Origin of the sequence: Pseudomonas sp. NBRC 111140 (genome assembly GCF_001320885.1) — a bacterium.
GTDB lineage: Bacteria > Pseudomonadota > Gammaproteobacteria > Pseudomonadales > Pseudomonadaceae > Aquipseudomonas > Aquipseudomonas putida_P.
This window is the reverse complement of record NZ_BCBQ01000071.1, coordinates 1-21817: the sequence shown is the minus strand read 5'-3', so window position 1 is coordinate 21817 and position 21817 is coordinate 1. Positions and strand designations below refer to the sequence as shown.

The window sequence follows — 21817 nt, the reverse complement described above, 5'->3', positions numbered from 1 at the left end:
ATCTGCACCGCTGATTGAGCACGACAACATTTGCGGCGCTCAGTATTACGCGTCTCAAGGAGATGAACTGCCATGAAAACGATCGCTAACACAGCTGAAAGTTTGAGCAGCCTCGGGCTGAGCGAGATGGCTGAGGCATACGAGCGCCAGCTGGACGATCCGGCGCTGCTCGGTCAACCCTTCGAGACCCGCCTCGGCCTGATGATGGATGCGAAAAAAAGCGAGCGCGAAACCCGGAAAATTGAGCGCCTGCTCAAGGCGGCCAAGCTGCGAGAGACGCAGGCCACACTCGAAAACATTGAGTTCAAAGCATCGAGAGGCCTCGACCGAAACACCATCATGACACTCGGCGAGTGCGAGTGGCTCTACTCATCCACTCACGCGCATATCGCGATCAGCCGAAAAAATAATCTCTGTGACCTTGAGGTTCTCTCGATGAGGCGAGTGATGAATGCTGTAGCAAGCCCCGCCTACTACCTTGTAGATATAGCCCTCATCCGTTCCTGAGGCATCTTCAGCAATGCTCACTTCCTGAAGCGGTTCCATCACCCAGTCTTTCCCACCTCTCATGTGGCCAGGAGACATCAGATGTGCCTGCGCGATCCATGAGCAGTCATCAAGCTCCGAAAGCATCTGTTTAAGTATCGGTACCGTGGGGATCATCAGCATGCTGCCCACGATGTCATCACCATAATCGCGCACGAGCTCCACGTAAAACCATGGATGGTGCAGTTCCAGCTCAATAAATTTCCAGCGGCGACTGGAAGGCTCTCCGAAAATGTCGGCTGAGCTGAGTTCGGCGTGCCTGTAGGTCTTGAACATCGAAAAATCCTCAAAATATTAACAATAGTTAATGGATGTCCGACGTTCAAGACGGCTTCATCATTCCTTTTGTAGGAATGAAAAAATGGAACTGAAACAGGCATTTGGGAAAGCAATGAGGCAGCTCAGAAAATCCCGCAACCTTAACCAAGAAGATTTCGGTGGCCACAGCAGCCAAACCTACCTCAGTCAACTGGAAGCCGGAGGAAAAGGCCCTACCCTCGAAATGGTGCATGGGCTCGCCTCTGCCATGAATGTTCATCCTTTGACGATCTTGACCCAGTGCTACCTTTTTATGGACAAGGATGCCACTCTGGATTCAATCATTCAGCGCGTTCGTGAGGAGCTCAGCGTGACGCCATCGGACCGATGAGGATGGGCATCTGCACCCTTCAGCATGGGCTGAGATGTCTTGTCTGATGCAACCAAATTCTGCGCTCCCTGACCCAGTGGCTGGGTTGCGCCTTGGCCCTACCTATGCGGGAAAGGAGATACATTGAAAGGCCGGCGGAAGGTAAAGACTGAGAAGTGGCGTATCAAGTCGGAACTGGAAGGCAGCGCCCAAGAGCTTTTGCGAGGGCGGGCACAGACGCAAGGAAGGTTCCTCGATATAGCGGCACAAGCCGGCAAGAGAATGGAACCCGTTGGCCGACTTGCCGGTTGAGAGATACGCTTTCACATTTGAGGTGTGCAAATGAACGATTCTCAGATACTAGCGCTTTGCCCCAGTTCACCGCTGGAATGCTGGAGCATCGTCCACCGATGCTACAAGGGAAGGTGCGAGCAAATCCTGCACCTGGCGACGCGAGTGCTTGGCAGTCGAGTGCTCGCCGCGCAATGGCTATACAAACCAGCGATAGGGCTAAGTCATCAGGTACCTTGCATCATCATGGTAAGTCGATCGGGCTACCAGAAAGTGGTGACACTTCTAGGACGAATTGAACACGGCGTCTATGCTTAACGCCGCAAGGTTCCATGCCAGAGGACCTGTCCACTACTCGTCTGACATAGGTTTAGCTGTGTCTATCGCAGAGTCTATATCGAACCGAATCAAGCGTATGCCTAAGGGAAGGCCCTTTGTTAGATCCGTATTCGAGCGAGCCGGCTCTCGCTCCGCGGTAAACAAAGCTCTTTCTCGAATGGTGCTCAGGGGTTCCCTGGAGCGCGTTGCCCGCGGCGTTTACATGCGTCCCAAGCACAGCCAATACACGGGTAAAAGGGTTCGAGCCAACCCGCTTTCTGTATTGGAAGCCGTTGCTAGGGCAAGAGGCGAGATTATCCAGATCCATGGTGCAGAAGCTGTTCGTCGACTGGGGCTGAGTGTTCAGATGCAGGTCCTGCCTACTTACTACACCAGCGGGACGACACGTGAGATCAAGATCGGTAACGCGGTTGTTAGGCTGCGCCATGCGTCTCGCCAACGACTCCAGCAAGCTGGAACGCCAATAGGGACGGCCCTGACCGCTTTTTGGTATCTCGGAGAAAATGGGGTGGATGAACAGGTCGCGAGCAAGATTGTGAGCTCGCTCAGCGCTGAAGAGTTCAACAGGCTCATGGAATGCAAAATGCCTAAGTGGATGCGCTCAGCACTGGCCAACTGCGCTCGAAATGTGAACTGAAAAATTCTGAAGCGGGAGCGAATCCGACGAAAAATCTACGCAACGCATGACGAAGGCCGGAGTTGTATTTTCGATTACATGGAGATACTCATAAACGCCGGCACGGCATATATTATGCAACTGTTGCCAGCAGAGTACGAGAAACGCTAGATCCTGAGCTTAGAGAGCACCGAGGAAACTAGTGGCGACTCTAACCTAAATTGTCCCAGTAGACTCCGCACACCTTAATCGCCACTATCTGCATCGTGATGCTTGTATGCCATTTTCGATTCAAGAGCAGCCAGAGTTGCGCGAACCTGCGTTGATTTTGGCTGAGTATATACTCCACTTGATTCAATAGACGAGTGATGCATAGCTGACTTAATAGTAAGATCCGTGGCTCCGTCTGCGGCAAGTCGCTGCCCATAGGAATGCCTGTGTCCATGAGGGGTAGTACCTAACATTTTCTCACTGATCAACCCAATGCGCTTTACAGCCCCTCTATGTGCTTTCCTGTAGGCAGTATGTGAATACGGCTGCCCAAGTTTGTTAGTGAATGCATAAGGATGCTCTTGACCTAATGCAGGTTTCACTCTGTGCATGCAATGATACTCACTCCACAACTGCGCAAATACTTCTGCCTTGAATGCCGGATGAAAGAAAACCTCAAAACTCATTCGCTGACGGTCAGTAAACGCCCTTCCCTTCGCACCCAAAAATAGAGAATCCTGCGATTTGACCAGTAGATTTCTAGGAGTCAGCCCATACTTGTCACGCAGAAATGTTTGACGCTTCATCCGTTTTTTTCCAGGCGCTAATCCGAGTTGAGGATGATAAACTCGAACAACAACTTCACCTTTTTCAACTGTGACATCATCGCACCACAAGCTCAGCGCCTCAGATAACCTTAGCCCGCCATAATGCATGAGCATAGTGATTAAGATATCTCTGATACTGTATACATTCTTCCGAAGCTTGAACCCCTGCGCAAGAAAGGCATCAATCGATTCTTCAGGAAAATCTTTTGCAGGCTCTAGATCAAAGCTTATCATTGAAGTAGACCTGACCTCCCTACTCATTGAAAAATCAGGTGGCTTTATCCAAAGATGCGAAAGAAAGGCATTACTCTTCCGATGGACGTAAGCTGCCCAATTAAGTTTTTCCTCAGCACGATTCGCTTTGCGCCAAGTATTTAAAACCAATCCAGAATCTTCATTTAGCGCAGCCAGCCAGTCTGAAAATTGAGTAATCGCGGAAATAATCTTGGAGGCATCATCTGGCTGTCTTGGCTCCCACCACAATTCAGATGGATCGCATCCCCGCTCCACGGTACCACTATACAGTGAATTGGAAAACGATCTAAACAGCATTTGGGGAGAATCAAAAAACTGATGATTAGCTTCTACATATTCCAACAACAGCTGCACAGCAAAAGTCGTACTATCTTGCCATGACCTGCTCTTACGCCCATTCAAGTACATATAGTAAGCAAAATCCTTAAGTATCCCTTCATCTGTGATGATTACAGGCAACACCGGTCGAAAACCAGTCGCATCGAATCTCAGCGCTCTGTACTCACGATGGGATCGTTCGAAGAAAACAGCCATTTTGCTGACTCCGGAGATCAATGCAGTTGGAGAGCTTCGTTTTCACAGCATAGCTGAGCTCGGTCCAGTAGAGAGGTAGGCCAAATTTTTTGGGACTATAGCTTGGGTTAACCTTCCTCGATGGCTACTGCATCATCACCCCGGAAGGCGAAGAGCCGAAACACCTGAAAGCGGGTGATGTGTTCGTGATCGAACCTGGGATGAAAGGTACCTGGGAAGTGGTCGAGACCGTGCGCAAGTATTTCGTCTTTGCCTGATCAGAAATTTCCACCCGATATAGGCCCTGTGGAAAACGCTAAATTTCCCACAGGGCCAGAAACACTCTTGAACAATTTGTTTGAACAAGGCAACAAAAGAGCGTGAATTAATCAAAGCATTGAACCACAGTTACATGGCCTTACACATCCCCGCCCATTTCTGTAGTCCTTTTCTGAATCTAATCCCTACCTCTCAATGCGTATTGCCCTCGCACTCACTCAGGCCTAGCCTGCACTGACTGCCCCCATTCGTGGGTAGCATTGCCCAATCAAAAGTTGCCAGGGAGAGGTAGACATGGCTTTCGATGCATATATTCAGATTGACCGTATTCCAGGCGAAGCACGGGACGAAAAATACAGTCAATGGATTGAAGTACTTAGCTATGACTTTGGGGTCAGTCAAAGTACATCCGCCACTGCAAGCTCGGCTGGTGGTGCCACATCCGGCCGAAGCTCCGTCACCAACTTCACATTCACCAAATACCTCGACAGTGCCAGCTGCAAGCTGATGGAGGCCAGTTGTACAGGGCAGCATCTCAAAGCGGTGAAGCTGGCACTCTGTCGTGCCGGCGGTGACAAGCTCAAGTATTACGAAATCATTCTTGAAGAAGTCATCATTGCCGAGTACTCGCAGAGCGTCGACACCGGTGTACCGCTTGAAGTTGTACAGCTCAACTACGGTCGAATCAAGACCACCTACACCCAGCAACGGCGCATCGATGGCGGCGGTGGCGGCAACATCGCCGGCGGCTGGGACCGTATCGGCAATAAAAAATACGCGTGAGGCTCAAGTCATGTCCGAAGCCCGCGCGTTTCTCAACCTCAAGCTGCAAAACTATCATCGGCTCAAATCCGACCTCGCACTGAGCGGCCATGCGCTGGAAAAATTTGATGTTCTAAATTCGCACATTGCCAATACGGTAGTGCGTAGCGGTGAGCTTATCATCATTGGCGACCCCACCACGGCTTCCTGCACCAGCCAGGAAGCCTGGATGATGAGGCAGGCTGCCATTGTGCACATGGGGCTGATGCGCAACGGCCAAGGTGTGGATAACTTCTTTCTGGATAATTTCGAGACTTTGAAAAGCCTGATCGCGCATGCGTCAATGGGCGCTGGAATGGTCAGTGACGGATGGAGCAGGCACCTGAGGGCTATCGAGGTCACCTTGATGGATATCGAAAAACTCCACCAGCAGTTTCTTGGGTCAGGAACGATGACAGCCCGCGAACAGTTCTATGCGAAGCGATCGGCCTTGTTCATGAAACTGGATGAACAGTTGGGCAAGATGGCGGCTTATGGTTCAGGCCTGAGAAACAAGGGATCGATCAAAAGGACGCTGGGAATATCCACCAAGCGTTATATTCACACAGGCGAAATAGCCGGTTACGCCAACAAGGTAGCCAGTGTCGCGAGGGCATCCAGCTTGATCAAACAAGGAACTTACATAGGGTAGCACTTGAAATCGCAGCCACTGGACTGGATATCCACAACGCTTGTACGCTCGGTCACGAAGAGGATTGCACAAGGGCAAAGTACATCGACGGAGGCTCACTCGTGGGAGGCCTTGCAGGAGGCGGTGCAGGCGGATATTTGGGTGGAGCTATTATCGCGCCAGTTTTATGCGCAGCGATCGGGTTACCAACAGGTGGAACAGGTGGGCTTCTTTGTGCAGTTATAATTGGTGCCGCAGGCGCCACAATTGGAGGCAAGGCTGGTGGGGAGAAAGGTGAAGCTTACGGCGATTTTTTGTATAGAGCGCTCTCAAACTGATGGCTATTGAAGATGGGATCATTGCAGCCGTCATTATAAATTTGATTATCATCACAATGATCACTCAGTTTTTTGTCGCCTCACGACGCACAGAATATTTTGAATCCCTATTCCCCAAAAGCAAATATATAAAACAAAACAAACTACTCTACGAGCGAGCCGGATCAATCGGCAAGATGATGCGCACGGGCGCAATCTCAACAATACTTGCATTACCATCTTTTTTTACAAAAAGAAATCTAGTAGATAGGCAAGAGATCGAAGGCTTTCCGAAAAAAACCAAGATCTTACTTGTAACACTTTGGGCGCTGCACATCACTCTATTCAGCGCCTTGATAATAGCGCATTACCTATAACGGTTTAGCAAGCGCATTACGTAACTTGCAAACAATATGGCTGCCAACACAATAAAAAAATCGCGGGCGGGTCCCCTTCCCTCTGGTGCGCAGTTACAGAGGAAAGGCCGCCCGGTCCGCGATGAAGTCCTCGCTTGTCAATCCTTCTTGCGATACCCCTCGACGATGGCCGAGAAATCCTTGCCCCCTTCGCCGCGCAGGCTCATGGCCTGATACAGCTGCTGGGCCACAGCCCCGAGGATCACCGGCTGGTGAGCCTGGCGTGCCGCTTCGGTAGCCAGCCCCAGGTCCTTGAGCATCAGTTCGGCGCCAAAGCCACCGGTGTAGCCACGCGATGCCGGCGCGGTTTCAATGATACCCGGCCACGGGTTGTAGGTGTCCGAGCTCCAGCAACGCCCGGTCGAGCTGTTGATGATGCCGGCCAGCACCTTGGTGTCGATACCCAACGCGTTGCCCAGGGCCATGGCCTCGGACACGCCGATCATCGAAATACCCAGCAGCAGGTTGTTGCAGATCTTGGCAATCTGCCCGGTGCCGACTTCCCCGCAGTGCACGATGTTGCGGCCCATCTGCTCGAGTACCGGCTTGAGGCTGGCGAACAGCTCGGCACTGGCGCCGACCATGAAGGTCAGGGTGCCAGCCGCCGCGCCGCCAGTACCACCGGACACCGGCGCGTCACCCATGTCCACACCTTTGCCCGCTGCGGCCTTGGACACATCACGGGCGGTCTGCGGGTCGATGGTGCTGCAGTCAACGGTCGGCGTGCCGGGACGAATACCGGCCAACACGCCGTCCTCGTTCAAGTACACGCTGCGCACATGGGCTGCGGCCGGCAGCATGGTGATCACCAGTTCGCTGTTGGCTGCCGCGTCCTTGGGCGACGGGCTGATCTGCCCGCCCAGTTCTGCCAACTCGGCCAGCACGGCCTTGTTCAGGTCGAACAGGTTCAGCTGGTGCCCGGCTTTGATCAGGTTGCGGGCCATGGGCGCGCCCATGTTGCCCAGGCCGATGAATGCGATACGCATGACTTCTCCTTAGCGCAGGCTGATGGTGGTGTTCACACCGTCGTTGACGCTGTCGTCATCGAACCAGCGGGCAGTGACGGTCTTGGTCTGAGTGTAGAACTGCACCACTTGCTTGCCGTACGGGCCGAGGTCGCCGAGCTTGGAGCCACGTGAGCCGGTAAAGCTGAAGAACGGTACCGGTACCGGAATCGGGATGTTGATGCCGACCTGGCCGATATCGATTTCGCTCTGGAACTTGCGTGCTGCCGCGCCGCTTTGAGTAAACAGGCCGGTGCCGTTGCCGAACGGGTTGGCGTTGACCAGGGCGATGGCCTCGTCGAGGGTATCGACTTCCAGGGTCACCAGCACCGGGCCGAAGATTTCCTGGGTATACACCTGCATATCGGTCTTCACGCCCGAGAACAGGGTCGGGCCAACGAAGTTACCTTGCTCGTAACCCGGCACCTTGACGTCGCGGCCGTCCAGCTCAAGTTTGGCGCCTTCCTTGATACCGCTTTCGATCAGGCCCAGGACGCGCTCCTTGGCGCGCTTGGAAACCACCGGGCCAACGTCGGTGCCTGGCTCACAGCCGGCATTGACCTTGAGCTTGCTGGCGGCTGCCTTGATATCTGGCAGCCATTCGCGGGCCTTGCCCACCAGCACCGCCACCGAGGTGGCCATGCAGCGTTGGCCCGCCGCACCAAAGGCAGCCCCTACCAAAGCATTGATGGTTTGCGTACGGTTGGCATCGGGCAGCACCACCGCATGGTTCTTGGCGCCCATCATCGACTGCACGCGCTTGCCGTGTTGGCTACCGAGGTTGTAAACGTGGGTGCCGACTTCGGTTGAGCCGACGAAGGAAATCGCCTTGATGTCCTGGTGGGTGCAAATGGCATCCACCACCTGCTTGCCGCCGTGCACCACGTTCAGCACACCGGCCGGCACACCGGCTTCCAGCGCCAGCTCCACCAGCAGCATGGTCGACAGCGGGTCTTGTTCGGACGGTTTGAGCACGAAGGTGTTGCCGCAGACGATGGCCATGGGGAACATCCACAGCGGGATCATCGCCGGGAAGTTGAACGGGGTGATGCCGGCGCACACACCGATCGGCTGGCGCAGGGTGTAGGTGTCGACACCGCTTGCGACGTTTTCGGCAAATTCGCCCATCTGCAGGGTGCCGATGGAGGCGGCGTGCTCGACCACTTCCAGGCCGCGGAAAATATCGCCTTCAGCATCGGCCAGGGTTTTGCCTTGTTCGGCACTGAGCACCTGGGCAATGCGTTTGGTGTGTTCGCGGATCAGCGCCTGCAGCTTGAGCATGATGCGCATGCGCGCGCCGATCGGGGTGTCGCGCCAGGTCTGGAAGGCTCGGTGGGCCGCGGCCACGGCAGCGTCGACTTCCTCGACGGTGGCGAACGGTACGCGCGCCAGCACTTCCTGGCTGGCCGGGTTGACGATGTCGCGCCATTCGGTGGTTTTGGACTCGACCCACTGGCCGTCAATCAGCAGCTTCACCTGCTCGACCTTGGTGCTGTTAGGGGATTGCGGTGCGTTCATCTGCGTTCTCCTTGGAATTATTGTCGGGACGAGATCGCCAGCGCCGGGCAAACGCGAGGTGGCGTCCTGAGGCTTGTTTCGAGTATAGATGTGCAAACATCCAACAAGAACGCACAAAAAAACCGGATCATCATGCAAAAAGACCTCACATCCCTGAGCGCGCTCAACTGGGACGATTTGAAGTTCTTCCTTGAAGTGGCCCGCACCCGCAAGGCCAGCAGTGCCGCCAAACGGCTGAGTGTGGACTACACCACCGTGTCGCGGCGCATCAGCTCGCTGGAGGGCGCGCTGGGTACCTTGCTGTTCGAAAAGTCGCGGACCAACGGCTTTGTGTTGACCGCCGAGGGCCAGCGCTTGCTGGGTTATGCCGAATCGATCGAGAGCACGCTGCACATGGCCTGCGAGCAGGTGTCCGGGTCGGGTGTGGCGTTGTCGGGGCATGTGCGCATGGGCTGCACCGAGGGCTTTGGCAGCTTCTTCATCACCCCGCAGCTCAGTCATTTCGTCGATGCCTACCCGGCGATTTCGGTGGACATCCTGCCGCTGCCGCACTTCATCAGCCTGTCCAAACGCGAGGCGGACATCGTCATCGCGCTGGAGCGGCCGGAGCATGGGCCTTATGTGTGCTGCAAACTGTGCGACTACCGCTTGCGGCTGTATGCGACCCAAGACTACCTGGACAACCACGCGCCGATCCGCCAGGTGGCGGACTTGGCCAAACATCCGTTCATCAGTTACGTGGATGACCTGGCGTTCAGCTCCGAGCTGCTGTACCTGGCCAACCTCATCCCCAGCGCCAGCGCGCATTTGCGCAGCACCAGCGTGATCGCGCAGTACACCGCAGCGTTGCAGGGGCGAGGGTTGGCGATCTTGCCGTGCTTCCTCGCCGCGCAGGACCCTCGGCTGGTGACGGTGTTACCGGAGGAGATCGAGGTGACGCGCCAGTTCTGGATGTACTGCCGGGAGGACTTGAGAAAGTTGAAGCGGATTACCCTGTTGTGGGATTACATCCGAGGTGTGACGGAGACGAATGCGCCGTTGCTGATGGGTGACACACGCCAGATGCGCTTTGCTCAGGAATGATGGGGTTGCTGTGCAACCCCAAACCCTCCCGTCAGTAAGACGCCACCACGATAGACACGCGCCGGTTCTCGGTGCGCCCGGCACTGGTGCGGTTGTCCGCCACCGGCTGGGTACTGCCCAGGCCACGGCTCTGGATGTTCTGCGGCTGCATGCCGACCCCGACCAGCGCCTTGGTCACGCTCTGAGCGCGGCGTTCGGACAATTGCTGGTTATACGCCGCCTTGCCCGAGGCGTCGGCGTGCCCGTCCACCCGCACGCCCTGGATGCCAACGCTGAGCAGTGCCTTGCCAATGCGCTCGACAATCGCCTGGCTCTGGCCGTTGAGGCTGTCCAGGTCACTGCCGAACAGCACCTTGCCAGACAAGTCGTACGCCCAGCCTTCGTCGGTCGGGGTAAAGCCCTCGCGCTTGAGCACGGCAATCTGTTCGGGGGTAAGGCCCTTGGGAGGGGCGGTCTGGCAGCCAGTCAGTGCCAGCACGGCGAGCAACAAGGCCCACAGCGGGAAACGTAAAGCCTGTATCACGGGTTCAGCTCCTGTTCTTGATTTCGTTGGCGGACCGTTCCGTCTGCGCCACTTGCCAATGGCCACGGCGTTTACGCTTGGCCTGGTACATCGCCGCATCGGCGGCATTGAGAAGACTGGCGGGGTCAGCGCCGTCATCCGGGTAATAGGCAATACCGACACTCAGTGAGGTGGCGATACTGCGGCCACTGTCCAGCTGCACCGGCAGCTTCATGCTGGCAACGATCTTCTCGGCGATGTGTTCGGCGTCCTTGCGCGACTGCAAAGGTGTCAGCAGCACGGCGAACTCATCACCGCCCAGGCGCGCCACCAGGTCGTGTTCGCGCAACTGGGCGCGTACGCGGTCGGCCACGCTGATCAGAACCTCGTCGCCTACGGCATGGCCGAGGGTGTCGTTGATTTGCTTGAAGTGATCGCTGTCGAGGAACAGCAAGGCCAAGTGGTCCTGCTGCCGTGCAGCATTGCGCACGCTGCGGCTCAGGCGCCCCTCGAAGAAGGCCCGGTTGGGCAGGCCAGTCAGGCTATCGTGGCTGGCCTGGTGGGCCAGGCTCTGGTTTTCACTCTGCAGGTGGCTGTGCCACACCTCCAGTTCGTCCAGCAGGGCATTGAAGTCGTTACCCAGCTCGTTGAGCTCGGCAATCGGCGCTTCCGGCACACGCCGGTCGAAGCTGCGCTCGCGGCGGGCGGCGTGGGCGACACTGGCCAGGCCACGCAGCGGGCGGGTGATATCGCTGAGCAGGCGCCGCGACAGGTACTGGGCAGCCAAGGCGCTGAGGATGGTGCAGAACAGGATGCCGGCCAGACCGCTGAGCAGGAACAGCAACAGGCTACGGCCCTGGCCGACCAGTTCGATATGCCCGACCTGTTGTTGCTGGTGCAGGATCGGCAGGTTGACCGGCTCATCCAGCAACGCGGTGGCAACCTGCACTTCCAGTTGCGCGAGCATGTCGGTGTCGCCGCGTTGCCAGTGCGCCAACAGCTCGCCTTCGTCGTTGAAGACCTTGGCCTCAGCCACTTCCTCGGTACTGGCGATCAGCGCCAGCGATTCATTGGCGGCGGCGCTGTCATCGAACACCACCGCTGCCTCTACGGTGTAATTGATCGAGCGGGCAATCAGCTGCAGGTTTTGGTTGGCGTAGACACGCAGGGCGAGCACGCCCAGCAGGGTCAAGGAAATACCCGCCAGGCCCACGGCAAGCAAGGCGACGCTGAGGTGGCCACGGCCCAGCACCGAGCGCAGGGTGGGGCGCACGCTACGCTTGCGGGTCGGTTTCATGGCTGCACCGCCCGGCGCCGCGACAATTGCAACACACTGGGATGAATACGCACGCCAGAGCGCGCCACCGAGTCGAGGTTGACATCAAAGGCCACCTGCTGGTCGCTGACCCGCAGGCAGAACAGGCTGCCGACCGTGCAGGGGTCATCCGCCTCGCTGATGCTCAACACCGGATGGCCCCTGACACGCTGGAACAGCTGGTCGCGCTGGCCCTGGTCGAGCTTGCCGATATAGATGGCATCGCAGGCCTGGGCGACCTGGGTATCTTCTGCCAACAGGCGCCGCACCTGCAGGGGGCGACCGGATTCCTGGACATGGCCTTTGATCAGGTCATCGGCGTATTCGGTCGGACCGACCAGGCACAAGCGCAAGGGTGAGGGTTCTATAGGCCAGCGGGCGTAGCTGAAGATACCCAATACGACCTGGGTGACTGCCTGGGCGCGTTGTTGAGCCCGAGCGGCGGTTGTGGCGGAGTCTGCCTGGGCAGGGCCTGTGTAAAGGAACAGGGCGGCCAGCAATAGCGAAAGCGCACAGCTTGTCACTCGCCTTGCGGCCACGTGCATGTGGGGAGTCTCTTAAAATCCTTTCTCGAATTGGCGCAACGATAGCACAAGGCCGCTCCTACAAGGGACCGCGTTCGGTATCAGACTTGTTCCAGCATCAACCCTGAAATACGCCGCACCTTGCGCGCCACCGCTTCTTCAAAAATGCCCTGCCGAGGCTCGACCAGGCTGAAGCAGTGCTTGGCGCGGGTGATGCCGGTGTACACCAGTTCCTTGGTCAGCACCGGGTTGAGCGCATCCGGTAGCACCAGCGCCGTGTGGCTGAACTCCGAGCCCTGGGACTTGTGCACGGTCATGGCGAACACCGTTTCCACTTCGTTGAGCCGGCTGGGCAGGACGAAACGCACGCCGCCACTGCCATCGTTACGCGGGAAGGCCACGCGCAGCAGCGGCTCACCGCGCTCATCCGGCAAGTGCAGGGCGATGCCGATGTCACCGTTCATCAGGCCCAGGCCGTAATCGTTGCGGGTCACCAATACCGGGCGCCCTTCGTACCAGTGCTGCTGGCTGTCGATCAAGCCAGCATTGTGCAGCACCCGCGCCACCCGCTCGTTCAGGCCTTCGACGCCCCAGGCGCCACGACGCACTGCACACAGCAACTGGAAGTCCTCGAAGCTGTGCAGCACCTTGCCGGCCCATTGCTCCCACGCGGGGTCGTCAGCAGCGGTTTCGAGTGCTGGCCGATAGCGGCCAAGGGTACGCAGGTAGCTGCGGTAGCCTTGCGGGCCGTCGCTGCCGCGGTTGAGGCCATCGAGCAACAGGCGGTCGAAAGCACGGTCCTGCTCGTGCTTGAGTGCCAGGCTGTGCACGTCGGCGGGTGGCGTGGCCAGCAAGTTGCGCGCCGCATGGGAGTCCTGCCGGTTGACCAGCCGGGCCAGTTGGCCAATGCCGCTGCCTTCACCGAAGCGTCGCGAAAAACGCAGCATCACCACTTGCTGGGCCAGTGGATTGCGCTGTTCGTCGCCAGCCTTGAGGCCACTGCCGGCCAGTGACTCGCCACTGATCTGTTCCAGCCATGCTGCGGTCGCCGGCGAGTAATAGCCCTCTTCGGCATCCCGGCACAAGTCGCCCAGCACCGCGCCGGCTTCCACCGACGCCAACTGGTCCTTGTCGCCCAGTAGCACCAGGCGTGCCCGAGGCGGCAAGGCATCGAGCAGGTTGGCCATCATTTCCAGGTCGATCATCGATGCTTCGTCGACCACCAGCACATCCAATGGCAACGGGTTGCCAGCATGGTGGCGGAAGTGCCGGGAGCCCGGGCGGCTGCCGAGCAGACGATGCACGGTGCTGACTTCTGTGGGAATGTGCCCACGCACTTCGGCGCTGACCTGCAGGCGCTCGACCTGCTGGCCAATGGATTCGGTGAGGCGCGCAGCGGCCTTGCCGGTCGGCGCGGCCAAGCGGATGCGCAGCGGCCTGCCCTGCTCCACTGCCGGCCCTTGCAGCAAGGCCAGCAGGCGCACCACAGTGGTGGTCTTGCCCGTGCCGGGGCCACCCGTGATTATGCTGAAACCGGCACGGGTGGCCAGCGCGCAAGCGAGCTTCTGCCAGTCTACCTGGCCAGCTGGCGCACCACCGTCGAACAGCTGAGCCAGGCGATCGGTCAGGTCGGTCAGCGGCGCTTCGGCCTGGGTCAGGCGCTGGCGCAGGGTATGGTCGATACGCCGTTCATAGTTCCAGTAGCGGCGCAGGTACAGACGCTGGCCGCTGAGCACCAGTGGCCGCGCTTGCTGGCCTGGGCTATCGCCCTCGGCCACCAGCGCGCTGGCAGCGATGCGCTGGCGCCAGGCATTCAAATCGAGGTTGGCCAGCAGTTGCGAGGGAAGCAGCAAGGGGCCTGTCAGCGCATCGCCCTCCGGCGGCAACGACAGGGCGAAATCAGGCTCGGCCAAGGTCTGTTGCAGGTCGAGGCAGACATGCCCGTGCCCCAGTTGATGACTGGCCAGCGCCGCCGCCAGCAATAACAAGGGATCACTGCCGGGAGCGCGCTCTTCCAGGAACGACACGAATGCGCGGTCCAGCGCGCGCAGCCAGCCCCGTTCTACCCAGCGGTCGAGCAGTTGCAGCAGGTCACCGCTGTCATGCTGTGGTGCCAGCGCCAGCAGGTGCTCGGCGTGCAACGGCGTGGGCAACAGGTCGACAAGGCTTCGGCTCATTTCACGGCTCCGGCAAACAGGTCCTGCTGTACGGGTGGGTGCTCGCCACGGAACAGCGCATCGAGGCTTTCGATCAGCTCACGCGGTGGCTTGGCGTGATACACGCCATGGCCGCTACTGCTGGCACCACGCAGGAAGATGAACAGGGCACCGCCAACATGGCGGTCGTAATCGTAGTCCGGCAGGCGGGCACGCAACTGCCGGTGCAGGGCCAGCAGGTACAGCACGTACTGCAGGTCGTAGCGGTGCTCGATAATGGCCTTTTCCATGGTTTGGGTGTCGTAGGCCTGGATGTCCGGGCCCAGCCAGTTGGACTTGTAGTCGGTGACGTAGTAACGCCCGTCCAGCTCGAAGGCCAGGTCGATGAACCCTTTGAACATGCCGTTGAGCACGGTCGGCTGCGCCGCCGGGCGCGCCAGGCCGGGGTGGGTGTGGCGTGCGACAAGGCGGTCGAGTTTTTCAGCATCGACCTGGTGGCTGGCGAACCAGAACTCCATTTCGATCTGGTAATGATGCAACTGGCCCAGCATTACGCTCTGGTCGCTGCCTGGCAGCGGTAACGCCTCGCCCAGCAAGCGTTGCATCCACTGGCTCAGGGTGGGGATCCAGCCGGTCCAGTCGCGACGGTTGCAGCGCTGGCCAACGGTGCGCTCAATCAGCTGTGGGTTGCCGCTGACCTGGCTAAAGCCTTCACGACCCGCCCATTCCAGCAAGCCATGCAAGAAGGTGCCTGGGTTTGGCCCCCGCGGGAAACGGTGGATATCGCCGCTGTCAGCCGGGACCTCGCGCAACACCTGGGCATCGACCGCCTCGTCATCCAGCAGTTGCTGGGCCTGTGAGCTGTCGGCACCGAGGGTCTGGTCGCCTACGCGCAGGGCGCTGTAAGAAGCGATCCACCAGTGCTCGGCGGCCGCGCGGCGGGGCTTGCGTGCGGGCAGCAGCTCACGCTCGGCGTGCGGTACGCGATACGCCTGCTCATTGGCCTGCGGCAGGCCCGGGCAGGTAATGTGCGGGCATGTCGACGCCAACGCCTGCAACCAGTCCGTCAGCTGCTGCGAACCTGTCAGGGCAAGGCCGCCACCCAGCAGGTAACCCAATGCCGATCGGTGCAGCTGCGAACTCTTCTGGTTGCCACGCTTGAGGTCGGCGACCCCCAACCAGCACGCATGCTGGGCGCGGGTCAGGGCCACATAGAGCAGGCGCAGGTCTTCGGCCAGGCGCTCGTCGTCAGCGCGCTCGATCTGTTCCTGATCCGGGGTGAGGGTGAGGTGGGCGTTACCTTCGCTGTCATGCCAGGCCAGCGGCAGGCGGCTGCCGTCCACCGGCTTGCTGGTGCAGATGAACGGCAGGTAAACCAAGGGATACTCCAGGCCCTTGGACTTGTGGATGGTCACGACTTTGACCAACTGTTCGTCGCTTTCCAGGCGCAGGATCTGCTCTTCACCGGCCTGCCCGGAATTGGCGAGGTGCTCGGCCAGGTGGCGGATCAATGCCTGTTCGCCGTCCAGCTCACCAGCAGCCTGCTGCAGCAATTCGGCCAGGTGCAGCAGGTTGGTCAGTACCCGCTCGCCATCGCTGCGGCGGATCAGCGTGCGCGGCAGCTGGAAGTCATGCAGCAGGTGCCGCAGCATGGGCAACACGCCCTGGTGTTGCCAGGTATCGCGATAATGGCGAAAACGCATGACCCAGCCTTCCCAGACCCGCTCGTCCTGGTTCAGCTGGTCCAGCGCGGCCAATGACAGGCCCAGTGTAAGGCTGGCCAGTGCGGCCTTGAGCAGGCGCTCCGAGTCGGGCTCGGCGCAGGCCTTGAGCCAGGCCAGCAGGTCGTGGGCTTCCTGGGCGGCGAACACCGAGTCCTTGTCGGACAGGTACACACTGCGTACATCGCGCGCGGCCAGCTCGGCGCGGACCACCTGCGCTTCGTGGCCATCACGCACCAGGATGGCGATGTCCGAGGGCAGGCAGGGACGCAACTCGCCTTCGGCATTCTGGAAGCCTGCCGTGCCTTGCTGGCCACCATTGAGCAGCGCGACGATATGGCTGGCGCAGCTGGCTGCCAGCTGCTGGCGGTAGACACTGCTGGAAACCGGCTCTTCGCTTTCCAGTTGCCAGCACTGCAGGGCTGCACTGGTTTCGCCGTCAATCAGCAGCTGTTCGCCACGGCCCTTGGCGCGCACCTCGATGAACGGCAGCGGGTTGTCATCCGCCGCGCGGAACAGGAATGCTCCCCGCCCCGTTTCACGCACTTCGGCCTGCAGGAACACCTGGTTGACCGCTGCGACCATGGCCTTGCTGGACCGGTAGTTGGTGTCCAGGCTGTGCAGGCGGTCGCGGGTGGCGCGCCGTGCAGCGAGGTAGGTGTAGATGTCGGCACCACGGAAGGCGTAGATCGCCTGCTTGGGGTCTCCGATCATGAACAGGCCAGTGTCTGCGCGGTTTTCGCTGATCTGATAGATGCGCTCGAAAATGCCGTACTGAACCGGGTCGGTATCCTGGAATTCGTCGATCAGCGCTACCGGGAACTGCTCGCGGATCAAACCGGCCAAGCGCTCGCCGGCCTCGCTGGCCAAGGCGTGCTGCAGGCGCACGAGCATGTCGTCGAAGCCCATTTCCGCGCGCCGGCGCTTCTCTACTTCGAAACGTGCCGATACCCAGCTGGCAGCATGCTCAAGCAAGGGCGCATCCGGGCTGTCCAAGGCCTGCAATTGTTGCTGCAAGCTCTGCATGGCGTTGAGGCCGGGGTGCTCAGGCGGCTCACCCTTCCAGGCCTCGGCCATGCCCGCCGGGGTCAGGCGGGTAAAACCCGTGCCCAAGTCGAGGTCAACCAGCTGTTCATCACCCGCCCAGGCACAGAGCTTGTCGAACCAGGGCTCGAAGTAACGGGCCTGCATCTTGCGGCCGTCGACCTGCTTGGCGGCCAGCGCATCGCGGCAGATTTGCCGCAGTTGCTCGGCCCACTGCTCCCATGGCGCCTTGAGCCGGGCCAGCTGCTCGCCACGTTGCTGCAGCGATGCCTGGATCAATGCTGCCGGCTCTGGTCCATCCTGCTGAGCACGCACGCGGCCAAACAGTGGGCGAATGCGCGGCAGCAAAGCGTCGGGGCTACCCCAGTTGCCGCGCACCCAGGCCAGTGCATCGCCTTGCATGCCATAGCAAAAACGCCGCCAGTAATCGCGCATGACCTGGCCCAGCAACTCGCTGTGGTCGGTTTCCAGGGTCTGGGTGAACAGGCTGCCGCTGTCGAAGGCATGCTCGCGCAGCATGCGCTGACACCAGCCATGGATGGTCGATACCGCAGCTTCGTCCATCCACTGCACGGCGATTTCCAAGCGGCCGGCACAACGCGGCCAGGCTTCTTGCGGGTAATCATCACGCAATTGGTGCAACAGCGGGTCGGCGCCTTCCAGTTCGCCACGGAAGAACCGTGCAGCCTCAGCCAGGCGGGCGCGGATACGTTCGCGCAGCTCTTTGGTGGCAGCGTCGGTGAAGGTCACCACGAGTATCTGCGGTGGCAGCAACTCACGGTCGAAGCCTTGTTCGCCACCGTGGCCAAGGATCAGGCGCAGGTACAGCGCCGAAATGGTGAAGGTCTTGCCCGTGCCGGCGCTGGCCTCGATCAGCTGGCTGCCGTGCAGGGGGAAACTCAGTGCCAGGGGACGGTCCTGGGTCATGCGCCTTTCTCCGGGTTGCCCAGGGTCTGCCAAGGGGCGGTGAACAACGGGCGGTACAAGGTTTCGCACCAGCCTTCAAAGGTTTCGTCAGCCGTCAGTGCAGCAAAGTCGCGGAACTGGCGGGCCAGAGCGATGCTCTCACTTCGCTCGCCAAAGCTGGTGCGCTCGTCGCCTTCATAGGCACGGGCTGCGGCGGCCAAAGCCTTGTCGGCGTCGTCCTGGGCCAGCCAGGCGAACGCGGTCTTGGCCGCGACGGGCAGCGGCGCATTCATCGCCGCCTGACGGGCCACCAGCAGGTCGCCCAACAGCTGAGCAGCCTGTGCTTGCGGTAGCGGTGCAAGTAACAGGGTCAGGTCGCTGGCTACCAGTGCACTGTTGTAGGGATAGCCGGCCGCACAGGCGGCCAGGTGCGTAACCCAAGGTGCGATCAGACGATGCCACTTGAGGTTGTTGCGCCCGGCGCTGATTGTGTTGGGTACCGTGGTGATGCTGAGCAGGCTCTGGTCCTGAGCCTGGAACACCCGGCCCAACCAGCCTTCGAGACGGTGCTGAGCGTGCTCGAAATGCACCGGCAAAGCGCCCTCGACCAGCTGAGGCCAGCGTTGCAGCAGCTGTTGGTGACGTTGCAACAAATCGGGTAGCGGTTCGATCAACTCGCTTTGCAGCGATTCTCCGAAACCGGCCAGCGGCAGCAAACCGCAGGCCTGCAGGCGCCGGGCCTGGGCACGCAAGGCCTGTTCGGCATTGTCCGGCTCGGCCAAGGCTGCGCCAAGCAGGCTTTCACTGGCGCCATAGCGTTGCAGCGTATCGAGGACGAAGGGTTCTTCGTCCGGGGTTGGTGCTTCCAGCGCTTCAAAGTACACCTTCAAGCGCTGGCTGAAAAAGTGCCGTACCGGATGGCGCAGAAAGTCATTCAGTTGGGTCAAGCTCAGGGCTTCATCATCTAGGTATGGCGGCAGGCCGGGCTCGCCCTGTTCATCTGTCTCGCCATGCTGGTGCAGCAGTTGCCATTCATGGGCAAAGCTGAACAACGGGCTGCCTTTCTGGAAGTAGCGTGCGCTGAACGGCTGCAAGGGATGCTCCTGAGTCAGAGCGTGCAGCAGTTGCTCGCCCGGTTCGGCTGGCTGCCCCTGCTGCGTGCCGGCCAGATGCCACCCCGTGGCGATGTGATCGCGCAACTGGCCGATCAGTACCGAGGCCGGGCGTTCGCTATTGTCACGGATACTGCGCCCGACCCAACTGACATACAGCTGGTCGCGTGCCGACAACAGCGCCTCCAGCAGCAGGTAACGGTCGTCTTCGCGGCGAGAGCGGTCACCGGGGCGGTAGTCGCTGGCCATCAAGTCGAAGTCCAGCGGTTGCTGGGCGCGCGGGTAGTCGCCATCGTTCATGCCCAGCAGGCAAACCACCCGGAACGGGATGGCGCGCATGGGCATCAGGGTGCAGAAGTTCACCGAGCCGGCTAAGAAGCGCTGTGACAGCTTGCCCTGATCGAGGCCCGACAGCCAGGCTTCACGCACCACGGTCAGCGGCAACGGGTCTTGCAGGCCAACGGTCTCGCACACTTCAAGCCAGCTATCGCGCAGATCTTGCAGTTGCATCAGCAGGTACTCGTCACGCTCGCCCTCGGCCAGGAAAAACACCTGTAGCAAAGCATGCAGGCGCTCGCCCCACTGCGTGACGGTGGCGGGCTCGGACAAGGCCTGACAGGCGACTTCGAGCGCATCGAGCAGCGCGACCAGTGGGCCGATCAGTGCAGCGTCCAGGCCACCGATTTCATCGTAGGGTTCAATGCCGTCACAGGCCACGCCCACACCCACTGCATAGCCCAGCAGCATACGCCGCAGGCCGAAGCGCCAACTGTTCTGTTCGAGCCCGGCGGGCAAACCAAGACTGGCCCGCTGCTCGGCGTTGAGGCCCCAGCGGATGCCGGCCCCCTCGATCCAGCGGTGTAGCGTGGGCAGGTCGTTTTCGCGAATGCCAAAGCGAGCGCGCACTGCCGGCACGTCCAGCAGGTCGAGCACTTCGCTGACCGCGAAACGGCTGTCTGGCAGTTTGAGCAAGTGCTCAAGAGCGATCAGCAAAGGTTCGCGGCCGCGCTGGCCCTGGTCGGTCAGGGTGAACGGGATGTAGCGCGGGTCGTTGCGCTGCAACTGGCCAAAGACAGCGCGGAGGTGCGGCGCGTAAGTGTCGATGGCCGGTAGCATGACGATCACGTCACGCGGGCGCAAAGTTGCGTCGGCGCTGAAGCGGGCCAACAGTTGGTCGTGGAGGATTTCCACTTCACGTTGCGGGCTATGGGCGATGTGGAAGCGGATCGAGCAATCCTTTGCAGTGTCCACGGGCGGCCACAGCTCACGGGTTTCGGTGAGCGGGCGCAACTCCAGGATGTCGTCCTGCAATTGATTGAGCAGCGTGGTGGGCGAACCGTCACTGAACAGGTCGATGCGGCCATCGCTGAACACGCCCTGGTAGCTGCCCGGGTCGTCGTAGCTGTCGAGCAGGTTGATGTAGTCGCGGCCTTGTTTGCCCCAGGCGGCCAGCAACGGATGGGCATGCTGGTGCAACGACTGGTCATCCAGTTGCAGGGGCATGCCCTGCTTGCGTTGCTGGCGTTTGTACTGGTGGCGTAACAGGTCCTTGTCGGCAACGATGTCGGCCCAGTGGTGGCGGCATGGGTTATGAACGCACAACAGCACCTGGCTGAAACGCGCCAGACCGGCCAGTGCTTCCAGGGCCTGGGCGGGTAGTGAGGAGATGCCAAACACGATCACCCGCGGTGGCAGCCCTGCAGGTGCCTGCTCCAGGCTGTTGATCCGCTCGATGAAGCGTTGGTGAACCCCGGCACGGCTCTGCGCCATACCCTGCTCGCCAACATCTTCCAGTAATGCTCGCCACAACTCGGCTTGCCAACGGTTGCCCGGCGGCAGCGCTTTGCGCTCGCCACGGGCGGTGTTGAGGACATGCTCGCCTGCGGCCCAGTCCTTGAGCCAGTCGGCGCGGTAGACCTGGTACTGGTCGAATAGGTCCGCTAGCCGTTCGGCTAGCTGATAGCGCTTGCGCAGGTCGCTGTCGTCGGTAAGGAAGCGCCGCAGCGGCTCGAAATGGGGGCGTTCGATCAGGGCGGGTAACAGGCGCATCAGGCGCCAAGTGAGTGGGGCCTTGTCGAGCAGAGAAACTTCGGGAATTTCGTCACGGCCCAGCACGCTGCGGTATAGCTGCCACATGAAGCTACCGGGTAGTTGCACATCGATTGCGGCGGCGATGCCACAGCCGCCCAGGTCATCTTCCAGCGGGTCTTCGGCCAGGGCCAACTTGAGCCATTGGGCGATGCCATTGCTTTGCACCAAGGCTATTTCGTTTTCCAGCGGCGCCAGGGGATAGCGACGCATCCAGCTCACTACCAGGCTGCGCAGGTCGTCGAGGCGGTTGCCGTGGACGATCATGAAGCCGGGGTGGAGAGTGGTAGTAGCCATAGTGCATTCCCTGGGAGCGGTTGATTCCGGTGCAAAACCATATCACGAGGCATGCCTTGGACCATGGCATGCATGGAGACAAATCTTTTTCTGGCCC

General features: G+C 59.9%; 16 protein-coding genes and 3 pseudogenes. 10 read left to right on the top strand and 9 right to left on the bottom strand.

From position 1 onward, the window contains the following. Positions 1 to 72 precede the first annotated feature (72 nt). From APH42_RS20610 to APH42_RS30535, 5 genes and pseudogenes are all read left to right on the top strand, one after another. Positions 73 to 507: an ATP-binding protein gene (locus APH42_RS20610; RefSeq protein WP_225876664.1), complete on the top strand. Its 435-nt coding sequence runs from the start codon at positions 73 to 75 to the stop codon at positions 505 to 507. A gap of 400 nt (positions 508 to 907) precedes the next feature. Beyond that, positions 908 to 1195: a helix-turn-helix domain-containing protein gene (locus APH42_RS20605; RefSeq protein ID WP_049696551.1), complete on the top strand. Its 288-nt coding sequence runs from the start codon at positions 908 to 910 to the stop codon at positions 1193 to 1195. Between the two features lie 321 nt (positions 1196 to 1516). Next, on the top strand, positions 1517 to 1783 hold the full coding sequence (locus APH42_RS30880; RefSeq protein WP_082421436.1) for an antitoxin Xre/MbcA/ParS toxin-binding domain-containing protein: 267 nt from the start codon (positions 1517 to 1519) through the stop codon (positions 1781 to 1783). Positions 1784 to 1841: 58 nt separating this feature from the next. Further along, entirely contained in the window at positions 1842 to 2441 is a 600-nt protein-coding gene (locus APH42_RS20600) for a DUF6088 family protein (protein WP_082421440.1), read from the top strand. Beyond that, positions 2442 to 2591: pseudogene (locus tag APH42_RS30535) on the top strand (IS3 family transposase); the annotation flags it as partial. A 74-nt stretch (positions 2592 to 2665) separates the two neighbouring features. Here the strand turns inward: APH42_RS30535 and gmtY are convergent. Continuing rightward, the gene (gmtY, locus tag APH42_RS29405) at positions 2666 to 4027 is read right to left on the bottom strand and encodes a gamma-mobile-trio recombinase GmtY (protein ID WP_082421435.1); all 1362 of its coding nucleotides are present in this window, start codon (positions 4025 to 4027) and stop codon (positions 2666 to 2668) included. A gap of 113 nt (positions 4028 to 4140) precedes the next feature. On the opposite strand from gmtY, the pseudogene APH42_RS29400 reads away from it, so the two are divergent. The 4 genes and pseudogenes from APH42_RS29400 to APH42_RS20580 form a co-directional block, all read left to right on the top strand. Then, positions 4141 to 4284, top strand: a pseudogene (locus APH42_RS29400) (cupin domain-containing protein); the annotation flags it as partial. A 295-nt stretch (positions 4285 to 4579) separates the two neighbouring features. Beyond that, positions 4580 to 5068, top strand: coding sequence for a type VI secretion system tube protein Hcp (locus APH42_RS20590; RefSeq protein ID WP_060494115.1), 489 nt, complete (start codon positions 4580 to 4582; stop codon positions 5066 to 5068). 10 nt (positions 5069 to 5078) lie between these two features. Then, positions 5079 to 6055 (top strand): annotated as a pseudogene (locus tag APH42_RS20585) (hypothetical protein). After that, positions 6055 to 6411: a hypothetical protein gene (locus tag APH42_RS20580; RefSeq protein WP_256217838.1), complete on the top strand. Its 357-nt coding sequence runs from the start codon at positions 6055 to 6057 to the stop codon at positions 6409 to 6411. Before APH42_RS20585 ends, APH42_RS20580 begins: the two are co-directional and overlap by 1 nt. 137 nt (positions 6412 to 6548) lie before the next feature. Here the strand turns inward: APH42_RS20580 and mmsB are convergent, their stop codons facing one another. Both mmsB and APH42_RS20570 read right to left on the bottom strand, forming a co-directional pair. Next, complete coding sequence (mmsB, locus tag APH42_RS20575; protein ID WP_012274200.1) at positions 6549 to 7436, bottom strand: 3-hydroxyisobutyrate dehydrogenase; 888 nt, start codon at positions 7434 to 7436, stop codon at positions 6549 to 6551. A 9-nt stretch (positions 7437 to 7445) separates the two neighbouring features. Beyond that, positions 7446 to 8972, bottom strand: a complete 1527-nt coding sequence (locus APH42_RS20570; protein ID WP_012274201.1) for a CoA-acylating methylmalonate-semialdehyde dehydrogenase — start codon at positions 8970 to 8972, stop codon at positions 7446 to 7448. Between the two features lie 132 nt (positions 8973 to 9104). Between APH42_RS20570 and APH42_RS20565 the strand changes: the two genes are divergently transcribed. Then, complete coding sequence (locus APH42_RS20565) at positions 9105 to 10055, top strand: LysR family transcriptional regulator (RefSeq protein WP_012274202.1); 951 nt, start codon at positions 9105 to 9107, stop codon at positions 10053 to 10055. Positions 10056 to 10086: 31 nt separating this feature from the next. On the opposite strand, the gene APH42_RS20560 is transcribed toward APH42_RS20565, so the two are convergent. From APH42_RS20560 to recC, 6 genes are all read right to left on the bottom strand, one after another. After that, positions 10087 to 10578, bottom strand: a complete 492-nt coding sequence (locus tag APH42_RS20560; protein ID WP_060494114.1) for an OmpA family protein — start codon at positions 10576 to 10578, stop codon at positions 10087 to 10089. Between the two features lie 4 nt (positions 10579 to 10582). Then, the gene (locus APH42_RS20555; protein WP_012274204.1) at positions 10583 to 11854 is read right to left on the bottom strand and encodes a diguanylate cyclase domain-containing protein; all 1272 of its coding nucleotides are present in this window, start codon (positions 11852 to 11854) and stop codon (positions 10583 to 10585) included. After that, the gene (locus APH42_RS20550) at positions 11851 to 12417 is read right to left on the bottom strand and encodes a YfiR family protein (protein WP_012274205.1); all 567 of its coding nucleotides are present in this window, start codon (positions 12415 to 12417) and stop codon (positions 11851 to 11853) included. The genes APH42_RS20555 and APH42_RS20550 overlap by 4 nt, the downstream gene beginning before the upstream one ends. 80 nt (positions 12418 to 12497) lie before the next feature. Next, positions 12498 to 14573 carry an exodeoxyribonuclease V subunit alpha gene (gene recD, locus APH42_RS20545; RefSeq protein ID WP_060494113.1) on the bottom strand — a complete coding sequence of 692 codons (2076 nt, stop codon included), beginning with the start codon at positions 14571 to 14573 and terminating at the stop codon, positions 12498 to 12500. Continuing rightward, positions 14570 to 18244, bottom strand: coding sequence for an exodeoxyribonuclease V subunit beta (gene recB / locus APH42_RS20540; RefSeq protein WP_060494112.1), 3675 nt, complete (start codon positions 18242 to 18244; stop codon positions 14570 to 14572). The genes recD and recB overlap by 4 nt, the downstream gene beginning before the upstream one ends. Beyond that, complete coding sequence (gene recC / locus APH42_RS20535) at positions 18241 to 21720, bottom strand: exodeoxyribonuclease V subunit gamma (protein ID WP_060494111.1); 3480 nt, start codon at positions 21718 to 21720, stop codon at positions 18241 to 18243. The genes recB and recC overlap by 4 nt, the downstream gene beginning before the upstream one ends. Positions 21721 to 21817: the final 97 nt, after the last annotated feature.

Bases quoted from the DNA above. Each gene is read 5' to 3' on its own strand.
- APH42_RS20580 (WP_256217838.1), top strand. From the start codon at position 6,055: ATGGCTATTGAAGATGGGATCATTGCAGCCGTCATTATAAATTTGATT.
- gmtY (WP_082421435.1), bottom strand. From the start codon at position 4,027: ATGGCTGTTTTCTTCGAACGATCCCATCGTGAGTACAGAGCGCTGAGA.
- APH42_RS20605 (WP_049696551.1), top strand. From the start codon at position 908: ATGGAACTGAAACAGGCATTTGGGAAAGCAATGAGGCAGCTCAGAAAA.
- APH42_RS20610 (WP_225876664.1), top strand. From the start codon at position 73: ATGAAAACGATCGCTAACACAGCTGAAAGTTTGAGCAGCCTCGGGCTG.
- recC (WP_060494111.1), bottom strand. From the start codon at position 21,720: ATGGCTACTACCACTCTCCACCCCGGCTTCATGATCGTCCACGGCAAC.
- APH42_RS20550 (WP_012274205.1), bottom strand. From the start codon at position 12,417: ATGCACGTGGCCGCAAGGCGAGTGACAAGCTGTGCGCTTTCGCTATTG.
- mmsB (WP_012274200.1), bottom strand. From the start codon at position 7,436: ATGCGTATCGCATTCATCGGCCTGGGCAACATGGGCGCGCCCATGGCC.
- recB (WP_060494112.1), bottom strand. From the start codon at position 18,244: ATGACCCAGGACCGTCCCCTGGCACTGAGTTTCCCCCTGCACGGCAGC.
- APH42_RS20590 (WP_060494115.1), top strand. From the start codon at position 4,580: ATGGCTTTCGATGCATATATTCAGATTGACCGTATTCCAGGCGAAGCA.
- APH42_RS20555 (WP_012274204.1), bottom strand. From the start codon at position 11,854: ATGAAACCGACCCGCAAGCGTAGCGTGCGCCCCACCCTGCGCTCGGTG.
- recD (WP_060494113.1), bottom strand. From the start codon at position 14,573: ATGAGCCGAAGCCTTGTCGACCTGTTGCCCACGCCGTTGCACGCCGAG.
- APH42_RS20570 (WP_012274201.1), bottom strand. From the start codon at position 8,972: ATGAACGCACCGCAATCCCCTAACAGCACCAAGGTCGAGCAGGTGAAG.
- APH42_RS20565 (WP_012274202.1), top strand. From the start codon at position 9,105: ATGCAAAAAGACCTCACATCCCTGAGCGCGCTCAACTGGGACGATTTG.
- APH42_RS30880 (WP_082421436.1), top strand. From the start codon at position 1,517: ATGAACGATTCTCAGATACTAGCGCTTTGCCCCAGTTCACCGCTGGAA.